At 37.1% G+C, this 13,224-nt stretch carries 11 protein-coding genes; 4 read left to right on the top strand and 7 right to left on the bottom strand.

Going from position 1 to position 13,224, the window contains the following annotated elements; all coding sequences use genetic code 11:
* Positions 1-518 precede the first annotated feature (518 nt).
* Entirely contained in the window at positions 519-1,475 is a 957-nt protein-coding gene (locus K2F26_RS14640; RefSeq protein WP_220608410.1) for a YegS/Rv2252/BmrU family lipid kinase, read from the top strand.
* A 307-nt stretch (positions 1,476-1,782) separates the two neighbouring features.
* Here K2F26_RS14640 and K2F26_RS14635 read toward each other — a convergent pair whose 3' ends face one another.
* The 3 genes from K2F26_RS14635 to K2F26_RS14625 form a co-directional block, all read right to left on the bottom strand.
* On the bottom strand, positions 1,783-2,223 hold the full coding sequence (locus tag K2F26_RS14635; RefSeq protein ID WP_246605374.1) for a CAAD domain-containing protein: 441 nt from the start codon (positions 2,221-2,223) through the stop codon (positions 1,783-1,785).
* A 172-nt stretch (positions 2,224-2,395) separates the two neighbouring features.
* Positions 2,396-2,851 carry a BON domain-containing protein gene (locus K2F26_RS14630; RefSeq protein ID WP_220608409.1) on the bottom strand — a complete coding sequence of 152 codons (456 nt, stop codon included), beginning with the start codon at positions 2,849-2,851 and terminating at the stop codon, positions 2,396-2,398.
* Positions 2,852-2,952: 101 nt separating this feature from the next.
* Entirely contained in the window at positions 2,953-4,623 is a 1,671-nt protein-coding gene (locus K2F26_RS14625; RefSeq protein WP_220608408.1) for a general stress protein, read from the bottom strand.
* 586 nt (positions 4,624-5,209) lie between these two features.
* Between K2F26_RS14625 and K2F26_RS14620 the strand changes: the two genes are divergently transcribed.
* Together K2F26_RS14620 and K2F26_RS14615 are read left to right on the top strand one after the other, a co-directional pair.
* A complete protein-coding gene (locus K2F26_RS14620; protein ID WP_220608407.1) occupies positions 5,210-5,395 on the top strand; it encodes a QAALIT motif small membrane protein in 186 nt (61 codons plus the stop codon).
* Between the two features lie 181 nt (positions 5,396-5,576).
* Positions 5,577-6,347 (top strand): pentapeptide repeat-containing protein, encoded by a 771-nt coding sequence (locus tag K2F26_RS14615; RefSeq protein WP_194052811.1) that lies wholly within the window; start codon positions 5,577-5,579, stop codon positions 6,345-6,347.
* A gap of 278 nt (positions 6,348-6,625) precedes the next feature.
* On the opposite strand, the gene K2F26_RS14610 is transcribed toward K2F26_RS14615, so the two are convergent.
* From K2F26_RS14610 to K2F26_RS14595, 4 genes are all read right to left on the bottom strand, one after another.
* Positions 6,626-8,620, bottom strand: a complete 1,995-nt coding sequence (locus K2F26_RS14610; protein WP_246605373.1) for a protein kinase domain-containing protein — start codon at positions 8,618-8,620, stop codon at positions 6,626-6,628.
* 82 nt (positions 8,621-8,702) lie between these two features.
* Positions 8,703-10,073 (bottom strand): PP2C family protein-serine/threonine phosphatase, encoded by a 1,371-nt coding sequence (locus K2F26_RS14605; RefSeq protein ID WP_246605372.1) that lies wholly within the window; start codon positions 10,071-10,073, stop codon positions 8,703-8,705.
* Between the two features lie 157 nt (positions 10,074-10,230).
* Entirely contained in the window at positions 10,231-10,788 is a 558-nt protein-coding gene (locus K2F26_RS14600) for a hypothetical protein (RefSeq protein ID WP_246605371.1), read from the bottom strand.
* A gap of 397 nt (positions 10,789-11,185) precedes the next feature.
* Positions 11,186-11,353 carry a hypothetical protein gene (locus K2F26_RS14595; protein ID WP_220608405.1) on the bottom strand — a complete coding sequence of 56 codons (168 nt, stop codon included), beginning with the start codon at positions 11,351-11,353 and terminating at the stop codon, positions 11,186-11,188.
* 22 nt (positions 11,354-11,375) lie between these two features.
* Here K2F26_RS14595 and ilvD point away from each other — a divergent pair, with 22 nt between their 5' ends.
* Complete coding sequence (ilvD, locus tag K2F26_RS14590) at positions 11,376-13,067, top strand: dihydroxy-acid dehydratase (protein ID WP_220608404.1); 1,692 nt, start codon at positions 11,376-11,378, stop codon at positions 13,065-13,067.
* The last annotated feature ends 157 nt before the right edge of the window (positions 13,068-13,224 follow it).

The following is a 13,224-nucleotide window of genomic DNA, read 5'->3' as shown; positions in this document are numbered from 1 at the left end:
GGAATCACTCTCTTTACATTCAGTTACATTTTTCTTATATCAACAGCAGCTACCAGTTTAATAAAACGTTATGTATATTTTTACATATTTGATTTTTCCGCATCTACCTATATGCAGATTTTTTTAGATACTACAACAAAGATTGATGGGGACTATCTCAATGAAAGAAAAAACAACCGCAGCAACACTAAAAAATCTCTGAAAATTCCTTACCTTTGTGTCCTTTGCGCCCTTTGCGGTTCAATCATATCAAGTCTCAGATCATTTTATTTATTTCGTTAGATAAAAATCAATTTACACATTAAATTTACACATTGAGAAATTATATTTTAGGTAAAGGAATAGGAAACAGCAAAATAAATAAATAAATTTTAGTAAATTATCAGCCAAAGTAGTCTTGAGAGAGAAGTTTAAATTTGAAAGATATGCTAATATTCAATAATAAACAATGAACAATGAACAATTGACCATTACTGAAACAACTATCAATTATCAATTGTCAATTATCAATTATCTCTATGATTAGTTCTGCTTGTTTAATTTTTAACCCAGTTGCCGGTCAAGGTGATCCAGACTTTGAATTAGATCAAATTAGGTCAATATTAGAACCAGAAATTGATTTAGATATTTATCTCACCACTGAAGAAGTTGATGCTGATGAACTCGCACGTGCAGCAGTAGAAAGGGGAGTAGAAGCGATCATTGTTTCTGGGGGAGATGGGACCTTATCAGCAGCAGCAGAAGCAGTAGTTAATACTGATATACCTTTTGGGATTATTTCACGAGGAACAGCAAACGCTTTTGCCGCAGCATTAAATATTCCTAATACAATTGCCGCCGCTTGTCAAACCATTTTACAAGGTAAAACTCGCACAGTAGATGTTGCTTATTGTAATGATCATCCAATGGTATTATTAGCAGGTATTGGCTTTGAAGCAGAAACTGTAGAAAAAGCAGATCGAGAAACTAAAAATCGTTTTGGGATGATAGCTTATATCTTAGCTGGTATTCAAGAACTGGGAAATTTACAAAGATTTGCTGTGGAAATTGAAACAGAAGATAAGATAATTAAAACTCTGGCATCAGCAGTAACAGTGGCAAATGCTGCACCTCCTACTTCAGTTTTAGCACAAGGACCTTCCGGGATTATTTATGATGATGGATTATTAGATTTAACAATAGTATCTCCAGAAAATAAAACAGGTGCGATCGCTGCCACATTTCATTTATTCCAAACTGCTGCTACAGGTACACCAGTGGAAAGAGATGATATTGGTTATTTGCGAGCTAAACAATTTAAAATCACCACAGAACCCCCACAAAAAGTAGTTATAGATGGGGAAATATTCGGTACAACCCCTGTAGAAATTAAATGTATCCCAGCAGGGTTAACGGTTTATGTTCCTTATGTAAAAGAAGAAATTCCCACAGAAAAATTAGATGGTTTACCTAACTTAACTGTAGAAATAAAATAGGAATATACATAAGAAGTCAGGAGTCAGAATATTTGAAAAATCATTAATTAACTAAATATGCTTCTCTATCCTCTGTGGGAACTTGTTTATAATGTTCTCCTTCCCTAGCTTGACGCGCTGCTGTTTCCGCTGTAATAATTTCCCGATCATATTTATCTGCATCTTGAGATAGTTTGTATGGTATAGGGCAAAAAAATAAAAAATTTTAGATTTTAGATTTTAGATTGTGCTAAGTGAAAACAATCCAAAATCCAAAATCTAAAAACCAAAATTCAGAAATTCTGACTTCTGAATTATTAACCTATGATTAACCTAAAAGTTGTTGTTTGAATGCACTAACTTTGTGGGATAATTCTTGGCGAGTTTCCGCTTTCAGGAGATAACGGAAGACAAACCACATAGCATAGAATATGCCAATTAGCTCAAAAATGGGAGCTAGTAAAGGCACACCATTAACAGCATCTAAAACGGCGATCGCTACCTTAACCGTAACAAACGCAGACAAAATTAACACAATTGTTAAGATAGCTTGCTGATTTTTAGCAAAAAAACTACCTACAAAATCTGGCAGTTGGTCTAAAAAGTCAACAATTTGTCCTAAAATGCGCTGCCATTGGCTGTCAGGCGCTTTAACTGGAGGTAGTTTAGGCAAATTTCCAGTTTCTGCACCTTCAAGAGATAATACCCCTGGTGGTGAGACGGAAGTTGCAGAGTCTTGCTGTTGTTGAGTTTCCATAATGTTTGCCATCTGGCACAACAGTGTTGATAAGTGACTGGACGTAAATCAATATAACAGTCTTGACTCAGAATACCAAGTCAAAAATATTTCAGTTTGTATCTTGATTACTGAGGATTGACCAGAAAAACTTATTTCAGTCCATCAACTTAGAGATATTAACAGATATTAATTGTGAGCAGTTTTACCTTCCTGGTTGTGCGACTGTTGCATTAACAATTACATTTTTCACTCCATTAATTTCTTTGGCTAAAGGTTCAATTTTAGCTAACTGATCCTGATTATTTACAGTGCCTGATACAGTAACAGTACCATCATCGGTAGCTTTAACTGTTAATGCACCACCAGGAATATTAGCTTCTAACTTAGATCGTACCTCACTAGCTAAGTCTGCTGCTGTTCTTTCTGTACGATCAGTAGTTAGCAGATTTCGTTCTTCACGAGCGCGAATATCAGCGTTTAGTTGTCTTCTGCGAAGTTCACTTTGAGCGTCTTCTTTTGTTTCTTGTCTGGTTTCTGCTGCTGGACTTACTGGAGTTTCTTCCGGTTCAGGTGCAGTCACAGTTGTTTTAGCAGTATTATCACAAGCAGCACTAAAAAGTAAAAGTGAACCTATTAAGAATGAAGTTAATTTTTTCATTGGTTTATTGTTTGATTTTGATATAGCAGAGTTCAGGAGTCAGGAGGCAGGAGCAAAATTTTAATTTTATTGCTCCTCAAATTTGGTGAAATTAATGGGAATTAAACTGTTTTTTGGCGATGGTCAATAATAATTACTGGTGCTTCTCCAGCAAAATCACCATGAACGGTTTCTGTCGGTTTGACAGTTTCAAAACTGGGTTGATGTTCACTAGGTTGATATTCGTTGACATCACGGGCATCATAAATATCAAATTCTTCAATTCCCAAACCTTTGATAATTTTTTCAGCTTGGTGAATTTGTGCTTGAGTACCATCAACAATGATTAAATAATGACCTTTTTGGAAGCGATCGCTATAAACTCGCGCTCTTTCTTCAGGAATACCTAAACCAATTAACCCCCCTGCAATACCCCCCACTGCTGCACCGACAACACCACCGGTTAAGGTTGTGGCTAAAGCAGTTGCTACCGCACCACCAGCCATTACAGGTCCAACTCCAGGAATTGCTAAAGTTCCCAAACCAACTAATAAACCACCTAAACCACCAATAGCGCCACCGGCTTTTAGTCCTTCATCTGCTTTATTACCCTCTAAATTCCTTTTTTCACTGCTGTCTGTGTCTTTAGCGATGAGAGAAACTTGGTTCATGGGAAAACCGGCATTTCTCAAGTCTCTGAGTGCTGTTTCTGCATCACGACGATGGGAAAATACACCAACTGCTCTTTTAGTAGTTTGTACATTAGTGGTTTGCAAAGGTGCTGGCGAAGTTGCTTTTACATGACCATTTGCTTCGTAAACTTGCCATTGTTTAATTCCATGTCGGTTGAGAATAGTTGCAGCCCGGTGAATATCGGTATCTGTACCACCAACGATAATGATATAGTCTCCTTGATGGATGCGTTCGTTGTAAAACTGAGTTTGATGATCGGGAATATTAAAGCGAGTAGACTCAAAGCGATCGCTCCAATGAACACCCCCAAAAGCATCTCTGTGTTGACGTTCTCTATGAATTAAAGCAATTTGGTTTAAAGGAAAACCTGCATTTCTTAAATCATTAATAGCAGTTTCCGCATCTTGCAGCAGTGAAAAATAGCCAATTGCATATTTACGAACAGTCGTTTCTCTATGAACAGTCGTCTCTCTAGGAACAGTTGTTTCTCTAGGAACGGTAACATCTTTATGAACCGTGACATCTTGAGAAATAACATCCCTGGCTGGCTGTTTCCCATCTGGTTGATCATAAACGTCAAATTCTTCTATTCGCCAACGATGGAGAATTTCTTTAGCTCTCGCAATTTCCGCATCTGTGCCATCAATAATGATTAAATATTCTCCTCTCTGTACTCTATCATGATAAATTTTGGCTTTTTCTTCGGGAATTCCTAAACCAATTAACGCACCAATTAAACCTCCCGCCGCAGCACCAATACCAGCACCAGCAAGGGTTGTCACTAAAGCTGTAGCTGTAGCACCAGCCAACATAATTGGACCAACTCCGGGAATAGCTAACGTTCCTAGTCCTACTAATAAACCGGTTATACCACCTAAAACACCACCAGAAATTGCGCCAATTGTTGCACCTTCTTCCGCCTGATCACCAACTTTTTCACGGACTTGATGACCAGCAATTTCTTCATTTTCGTGATGTCTGGTGATAACAGAAACTCTTTCCATTGGAAACCCTGAATCTCTCAATTCATGTAACGCCTGTTCAGCATCACGGCGATCTGGAAATACGCCTACAGCACGCTTATGTATACCTATAACCATACTTTATATTCCTCCAACAGCAAAACAGAAATCTTTTGATATTCCTGTTATTTCTGAATGACTTTAAGGCCATAACTCTATTACTACGTTTTTGAATGCAAGTATCATCAATCCCTTGGAGGAAGTTATATTTATGCCATTGGTTATAGATAGATATATGCTCTAGATTGATATCAGCCGTACAAATCTGACCTCTTAGTTAGATTGTACCTTAGAGGATGTTGGAAAAGTCTAAATTGAGTGATTAGAAATCACATCTACACAGACAAAACCTCAATTTTTCGTTAGTCCACTAGTGGAATTTGTTTGTGTAGTAGCGTTCGCCGTCAGGCGTGCCGGAGGCTCTATTATATTCGCCAAAAACTTTTAAGACAACCTCTTAAACAATAAATCAAAAAGGATGAACAGATAAGTGGTGCAAAACTGAAAATACAGTAAAAATACCGTTGTGATAGTAATGACTGAAATTATAACATTGAAATCATTGGTACTTGATTAAATAGTTAGTTATTTTCTAATCAGGTAAATCATTTGTAAATATATAAATTATTAAGTTATTGAGTGATGATTATGAGGAGTTACGCTTATGCTAGAAAAACTATTATTAGCATCCATCCTAACATTTAGCGTCAGCCTATTTGCAGATATCGGTTGGTCTAATGCTAAAAAAGAAGTGGCGCAAACTCCCTCACATAACCATACTGTTTTTCTGTTAACTCAACGTTACAAAAATAAAGAATTGGATGCAAAAGACAGAAATTCAAATCAGTAATCAGGAGTCAGTAGGGGTGGGGTTGTCTTTCCCGTATCAGAGTAGGTAGAGCAAGTAGGTAGAGCAAAATTTTAACTTGCTTTCTTCCCTACTCTCTATTCCCAGTATGTTAAATTGGGTTCAATATTTTATCAGTATTCTGACTACTGACTTTTGAATTTTTACTCTTGTAACACTGATTATGAAAAACCAAATTATTGCCACAGCAGCATTTTTACTTACCATCAGCTTACCAGTAACCGCCCAAGCTTTCAACAATGAAGAAATAAGACAGTTATTAGCAACCAATAAATGCTCTAACTGCAACCTCCGCAATGCTGGGTTAGTGATGGCTGACTTATCAGGAGCGAATTTAAGCGGTGCGAATCTTGCAGGTGCTAACTTGAGTCGTGCTAATTTGAGTGGTGCAGACTTGCGGGGCGCAAACTTAACTGGTGCGAGTTTATTTGGCGCAAACTTGGCTGATGCTAAACTCAATGGCGCAAATTTAACTGGTACAGATTTGAGAAATAGCTACTTAATGAATGTAGAATTGACAAATGCAAACCTTAGCGGTACTAACTTTCAAGGTGCTGTAGGCATACCTGCACAAATAGCTAAACCAGAAGACTTTTATGCTTGGGGTGTAGCAGCAGCAGAAAAAGGTAATCTCAAACCAGCTATTGATTATTTTAGTCAAGCGATCGCTCTCAAACCAGACTACGCAGGTGCTTATTTATCCCGTGGTGTAGCTAGTTACCAAAACTTAGACAGAAAAAGCGCCTTAGAAGATGCCCAAATCGCCGCAAAACTGTTTGAAGAGCAGAAAAATACCGAAGGTTTACAAACAGCACAAGCTTTTATTCTGGAACTGAAAACACCCTATACAGAAAATATCAGCAAGGGTAAACCCAGTTTTATGGATTTTGTTGGTAGTCTGGGATCTGTATTATTGCAATTTTTACCTTTTTAGGAGTAATGATCTGGAAATGTGCATAACTTAAAATCCTTGTAGGGACAATTCATGAATTGTCCCTAGCCTAATATTTATTAATTAAAGCCTAACTATTCACACCTAAATATTAACACCTATATTCACACCTATTAATTGAAATGCCTGTTTAATATCTGCGGATAGTTGCAATCTTGCAGATAAGGCATATAATTTGATAGCTTGACTATAAGCAGATAACATTTCTCGGCTATTTTCTATTTGTCCATCTTGATTTTTAATATTTAGTAAGACCCAACCTAAATTATGATATGCTTCTGCAAATTAGCATTATATTTAATGGCTTTTTCTAAATATAATTTAGCCTGATCCCATACTCCTATTTGGGCGTATAAAGTACCAAGACGAAAACAAGGAAAGGCTATAATGGGAAATGTTTGTAAATAATTTTCATATATTTGAATAGCATTTTGATAATTCTTTAAGTTCTCTTGAGTAATGGCATAATTAAGTAATACCCAACCAGGAATAGATGTTTGATGAGTAGCTTTTTCAAAACTGATCAGTGCATCTTGCCATAAATATTGCTTTGCTTGTTTCCAACCTTTGAAACCCCAAGCTATGCTACTATTAGGAGATTGCTGAATAAATTCGGCAATTCTTCTCTCTACGTCATTAGCTTGTTTAGTAACAACGGCTTTTTCTAAAGCAAGAATTAGATAACTATATAAACTATTTTGTAAGTTAGTTTGTAATTGCTTTTCATGATGATTTAGCTGATTTTGTAATTGATTATTTAGTTTAAATATTGCTTGTGTAGCGGTACGAATAGCTAACTTCCATTGTTGTTGCTGTACATATATCCATGATTGTAAACTTAAAGCAAAAGTACAATTTGGCTGTATTTGTAATACTTGATTTATTATTTTTTCGGCTGCTGCTAAATTACCAGACTTAGCTAATGCCCAAGCATAATTAGCTTGTATCCAAGTTTCATTAGGAGATAAATTAACAGCTATTTGTAAATTTTTAACTGCTTCTTGCCAATTATTTTGACGGCAATTAATCAATCCTAAAACTCCATATCCTCTGCCATCATTTGCTTGTAATTTAATAGCATTTTGGGCGGCTATTTCTGCTTGTTGTTCATCAATATGTATTTGTAATAATGCTAGTTCTATCGCTGCTTCTCCGTTTTCTGGTTCAACTGATAAATATTTTTGATATGCTTGGGCTGCATCATTTAATTTACCTTGTTTCACTAATTCTTTAGCCCTTTGATGCTGGGGAGAAATAAATTTACCTTTGAGGGCTGCTATTAATTCATCAGCAGTTTGAAATCTATCTTCTATTCTAAATTGCATTCCTGTTAATATGACTTTTTCTATTAAAGGACTTAAATTAGGGCGAAGTTGTCGCGGTGGAATTAATGGATCTACTAATGTATTTAATGTATTTAATGTATTTAACGCACTGTTTTGTAAAAATGCACTAGCTCTTTCTGTGGCTTCGGTTGGTAATTTTCCTGTTAGTAATTCATACATTGATGCACATAAAGCGTAAAAATCAGTACCGGGGAAACGTTTACTTTTTTGAATATATTGTTCATAGGGTGCATATCCCGGTGTTAAGATTCTAGTCATATCTCCAGTTTGATTGGCAATAAATTCTCTAGCTGCACCAAAGTCAATTAATACGGCTTGATCTGGATCTACAATGATAATATTTTCCGGTTTGATATCTCGATGTAATAAATTATGACTGTGAATTACTTTTAAAGCGTCAGCAATTTGCAGAAAATAATGTTTAACTCGATTTTCTGCTAATATTCCTTCTGTTGCTAATATCTGATCTAAGGATTTACCAACCAGTAATTCCATGATCATGTATGCAGTGTTATTTTCTAGGAAATATTCATAAATTTTAGCGATATTTGGATGTACACATTTTTGTAAATAGTTGGCTTCTATTTGGAATTTTTGCAGTTGTTGTTGACGCTGTACGGGAGTGATTGACATTGGCCACAAAACTGTATTACCTTGTCTGGCGGCATTTTCTGGCCATAGTTCTTTGATGGCAACTTTGGCGGAGTTTTGTAGATATGTTGCCGCATAAGTAATACCAAACCCACCTTGTCCTAAGATGTTTTCTATTCTATATCTGCCATTGCCAATTAATGTTCCTGGGGTTAAATGCAGATTTGATGTAGGGGAATGGGGGGTTAAAGGTGTACCGCAAGCAATACAACTCATGGCATGATCTAAGTTATCGGTGAGACAGGTGGGACATTGCATAGATGGTAATGGGTAATGGGTAATGGGTGATAGGTAATGGGTAATAGGTGATTAAAAAATAACTAAAAATAACTAAAAATAACTAAAAATAACTAACTAAACATCGTAATGCTAACAGAGTGGCATTATCAAATGCACCTCGTTCTAAGACTTGGTTAATAGTAACATTGACGGCTGTTTGTAGGTTTGATTGATTGGTGAAATTTTCCGCTAGTTCAGTTTGAGAAACTAAGTCCCAAACACCATCAGAACATAGTAAAATGATATCTTGATTTATTAATTTCATCGTTAATTCTGAGGTTGTTTGTCTTAAATCTTGAACGTAATCATCGCTTAATCTGCGTTTTCCGCCGATGGATTTTGTGAGGACGTTTCTATCTGGATGTGTGGAAATTTCGTCTGCTGTAATTTGTCCACTAGCTAATAATATGGCAACGAGAGAATGATCTTGACTGAGTTGTTTTATTTCTCCTTGACGTAGTAAATAAATACGACTATCACCTACATGACTGATGATCAATTGTTGGGATATGGCAAAAATTACGCTGAGGGTTGTTCCTCCTTCTTTAACTTGGTTAGATACTGTTTCATTAGCTTGGATAAATAAGGATTTTAACCATTCTTGATATTGTTCTTTGGTTTGATTTGTTGGAGGTATGGGTGTTTCTAATATAGTTTGAATTGCTAATTTACTGGCTAATTCTCCTTGGGACATTCCCCCCATACCATCGGCGATCGCACCTAAAATAATAGTTTCTTGATTACTGTTTTTCTGTTGTTTAATCCCATAGTTATCTTCATTTTGTAGCCGATTTATTGATAATCCTACGGTAGACAAACTGGCTATTTCCCAATTAATATCCGGGGTGCTAATTTCTTGACGGGTGCTAACTAATATTTTTAATAGTTGTTCTAATGTAAATCTTTCTTCGGGGATGGGAGATAGGCAAATTTTTAGGATTTGATACAGGTGAGGAATAGGATTAATTTGTATTTCTATAGTTGGATCGTTAGGTAGGTTTTGATGGTGAATTATATGATATAATAATGCGGCTACTGTATAACTACTCATTGTTTCTTGAATAGGATATTTACAGTATGCTAATTCGGGGGCGCAATAGTTCCCCATTAAGCCACTATTGAGATTTTCACCTACAGGATAGGCGCTAGTTAAATCAAAAAATTCGATAGGTTTTCCTATTTGCATAAATTGGGGCATTATATTAATAATACACCATTGTCTTTGATGTAAATAGCGGAATAATTGACAGATTTGGCTGGTAATTAATAATGATTCTTCTAAGGTATGTTCGGTTTGTAACCAAGTTTCTAAGGTTTGATTTTCGTGGGGAAGGTAGGTTAATAGTAGTAGTTTTTGATTTGATGTGTTGGTGATGATTTCTGCTTCTGGATAATATTCATCTTCTAAATCAGGGGAAACGCATCTTATCAATAAGGGCGATTCAATCTCAATAACGACCAAAATATTCGCATTAACGACCACTTATTGACAATATTTTAGTCCATCACCATGATCCTGAAAAAATCAATCAAACGATAAATAGGGATTTATTGGTCTATACATTAAAACGGTATTTTGTCAATAAGATTTAGATGCGTTTCCCCTGTAGTTTTGCCCCTTCTGTGGATAAATCACAAAATAAATCAGCTTTGTTGATACAAATAGCCAAATGTCTGACTTTTGGACATTGTTGATGAAAAAATGTTACCCATCTTTCAAAACGATTACACCATTGTTTTTGTGTGGGAAACTGTTCTACATCCACACCAGTTTGAAAACTCATCCCCCGATGGGGTGGAAGAATGAGTAATAGTCCTTCACTGTTGCGAATAGGATCTAAAAATTGAATCCACCGATCAGAATTATCTTTTTGCCAACTTCTCCGCCATACCTCGCCCCCTGTATCAACCCAATCTACTAAAACCTGCTTGTTTCCAGATGGTAATCGCACATTCATATTTAAGTTACGTTTGTATGGTGCTACTGCATCCGTGGGCTTGCCTTGGTAGTTTTCATCCAGCAATGATAATCTCAGATTGTCATAATCGAGATTACTAACTTTGACATATTCACCATCGGGGTTGGCTAACTCTAGTGCTAAGTGAGTCTTGCCTGTTGCGCGATCGCCTATGTATACTACTCCCACACAGATTACTTCGATAACACTATATATATTTGAATCTAATTATACGATAATAGTTGTGACACTGTTTTGATAAGAAGTATATTTTTTTGTATATTTTTTTGTATATTTTTTATTTTTTATTTTTTATGTAAGAGGTCTTTCAAAAAGTATAAAATGAAACTAATAATCTACAAAAACCTAACGTCTCTACAAGGGTTTCAGGTTATGCACATTGAATTACCACCAGATGTCTATTGAGTGCAAACTGAGTGAAAACAAAATGTCTGTATTCCTTACCTATTGCCCATTCCCTGTTCTCTGTCCTAACTATAAGATTTAACTATAAGATTTAACTATAAAATTTAACTATAAAATTTAACTATAAAATTTAACTATAAAATTTATTTTACACGACTACTTATTTGATACATAAATAATCACCAATGACTAATAAGCCAATCATTAATAAATCAATAACTAAGAAACTAATAACCAATGACCACTTTTTGAGAGAATAAATATCTACAAAATCTACAAAACCTACAAAACCTACAAAACCTACAAAAATCGCCATCATAGCGATCATGGTACAGAAGGAATCAATAAAAATGGCAGAAAATTTAAGAAGTAAAGTAGTTACTCAAGGGGTGCAGCGATCGCCTAACCGGGCTATGTTACGGGCAGTTGGTTTCCAAGATGAAGATTTTAACAAAGCCATTGTCGGTATTGCCAATGGTTACAGCACCATCACCCCATGTAATATGGGGATTAACAAACTCGCCCAAAGAGCAGAAATTGGTGTCAGAGAAGCGGGTGCAATGCCCCAGATTTTCGGTACTATTACCATCAGTGATGGTATTTCAATGGGAACAGAAGGGATGAAATATTCCCTAGTTTCACGGGAAGTCATCGCCGATTCTATCGAAACCGCTTGTAGTGGGCAAAGTATGGACGGTGTGCTGGCCATTGGTGGTTGTGATAAAAATATGCCCGGTGCTATGTTGGCAATGGCACGCATGAACATCCCCGCCATATTTGTATATGGTGGCACAATCAAACCCGGAAAATATGACGGTCAAGACTTAACCGTTGTCAGTTCTTTTGAAGCTGTAGGTCAACACAGCGCCGGTAAAATTAACGAAGAAGAACTTTTAGCAGTAGAACGTAACGCTTGTCCCGGTGCTGGTTCTTGCGGAGGAATGTTTACAGCTAACACCATGTCCTCAGCCTTTGAAGCAATGGGCATGAGTATACCCTATTCCTCCACAATGGCGGCAGAAGATGAAGAAAAAGCCGAAAGTACCGCCAAATCAGCAGCCGTTTTAGTAGAAGCTATCCGTAAGCAAATATTACCCCGGCAAATTATCACCCGTAAATCTATAGAAAACGCCATTTCTGTAATTATGGCTGTGGGTGGTTCTACCAATGCAGTTTTACATTTTCTGGCGATCGCCCGTGCCGCAGGTGTAGAACTGACATTAGACGACTTTGAAACCATTCGCGGCCGTGTTCCTGTCATCTGTGACTTAAAACCCAGTGGTAGATATGTAGCCACAGACTTACACAAAGCCGGTGGTATTCCCCAAGTCATGAAAATGCTCTTAGTTCATGGCCTGTTACATGGTGATTGTCTCACCATCTCAGGACAAACTGTAGCCGAAGTTTTAGCAGATATCCCTGACGAACCATCACCAGATCAAGATGTGATTCGTCCTTGGCATAACCCCATGTATGCTCAAGGACACCTAGCCATTCTCAAAGGCAACCTTGCTACTGAAGGTGCAGTTGCCAAAATTACCGGGGTGAAAAAACCTGCTATCACAGGACCTGCGAGAGTATTTGAATCAGAAGAATCTTGTTTAGATGCCATTTTAGCAGGGAAAATCAAAGCTGGGGATGTGGTAATTGTCCGTTACGAAGGACCAAAAGGCGGACCAGGAATGCGGGAAATGCTCGCTCCCACCTCTGCTATTATTGGTGCAGGTTTAGGCGACTCCGTGGGTTTAATCACCGATGGGCGTTTTTCTGGTGGTACTTACGGGATGGTAGTTGGTCACGTTGCCCCAGAAGCCGCAGTTGGTGGTAATATCGCTTTGGTAGAAGAAGGTGATAGCATCACCATTGACGCTAATGCGCGGTTATTACAGATCAATGTATCTGATGAAGAATTAGCCCGTCGTCGTGCCAACTGGCAACCCCGTCCACCCCGCTATACTAAAGGTGTGTTAGCTAAATATGCCAAACTCGTAGCCTCTAGTAGTGTCGGCGCAGTTACAGATTTAGATTTATTCGCTAATTGACTTTTGCTGATTTCATAGTCTTTGACTTTTGAAGAGATGAGTTGGTTTTCAATCTCATCTCTTCAATTTAGTGAACAAATGCTAATTGGGGCTTGCTGAAAAAGTCTTGTCGTGAGGATAAAGGAGTTCAAGGATCAATACCTTCGTCAAAATCAAA

The organism is Sphaerospermopsis torques-reginae ITEP-024, from assembly GCF_019598945.1.
GTDB lineage: Bacteria > Cyanobacteriota > Cyanobacteriia > Cyanobacteriales > Nostocaceae > Sphaerospermopsis.
The sequence above is the reverse complement of the archived record's forward strand: the minus strand, read 5'-3'. Positions and strand labels throughout refer to the sequence as shown.

What these genes read in the sequence shown, in the direction of transcription:
- K2F26_RS14630 (WP_220608409.1), bottom strand. Translation starts at nt 2,851, where the DNA reads ATGAAAAAATTAACTTCATTCTTAATAGGTTCACTTTTACTTTTTAGT.
- K2F26_RS14625 (WP_220608408.1), bottom strand. Translation starts at nt 4,623, where the DNA reads ATGGTTATAGGTATACATAAGCGTGCTGTAGGCGTATTTCCAGATCGC.
- K2F26_RS14615 (WP_194052811.1), top strand. Translation starts at nt 5,577, where the DNA reads ATGAAAAACCAAATTATTGCCACAGCAGCATTTTTACTTACCATCAGC.
- K2F26_RS14620 (WP_220608407.1), top strand. Translation starts at nt 5,210, where the DNA reads ATGCTAGAAAAACTATTATTAGCATCCATCCTAACATTTAGCGTCAGC.
- K2F26_RS14635 (WP_246605374.1), bottom strand. Translation starts at nt 2,223, where the DNA reads ATGGCAAACATTATGGAAACTCAACAACAGCAAGACTCTGCAACTTCC.
- K2F26_RS14640 (WP_220608410.1), top strand. Translation starts at nt 519, where the DNA reads ATGATTAGTTCTGCTTGTTTAATTTTTAACCCAGTTGCCGGTCAAGGT.
- ilvD (WP_220608404.1), top strand. Translation starts at nt 11,376, where the DNA reads ATGGCAGAAAATTTAAGAAGTAAAGTAGTTACTCAAGGGGTGCAGCGA.
- K2F26_RS14595 (WP_220608405.1), bottom strand. Translation starts at nt 11,353, where the DNA reads ATGATCGCTATGATGGCGATTTTTGTAGGTTTTGTAGGTTTTGTAGGT.
- K2F26_RS14610 (WP_246605373.1), bottom strand. Translation starts at nt 8,620, where the DNA reads ATGCAATGTCCCACCTGTCTCACCGATAACTTAGATCATGCCATGAGT.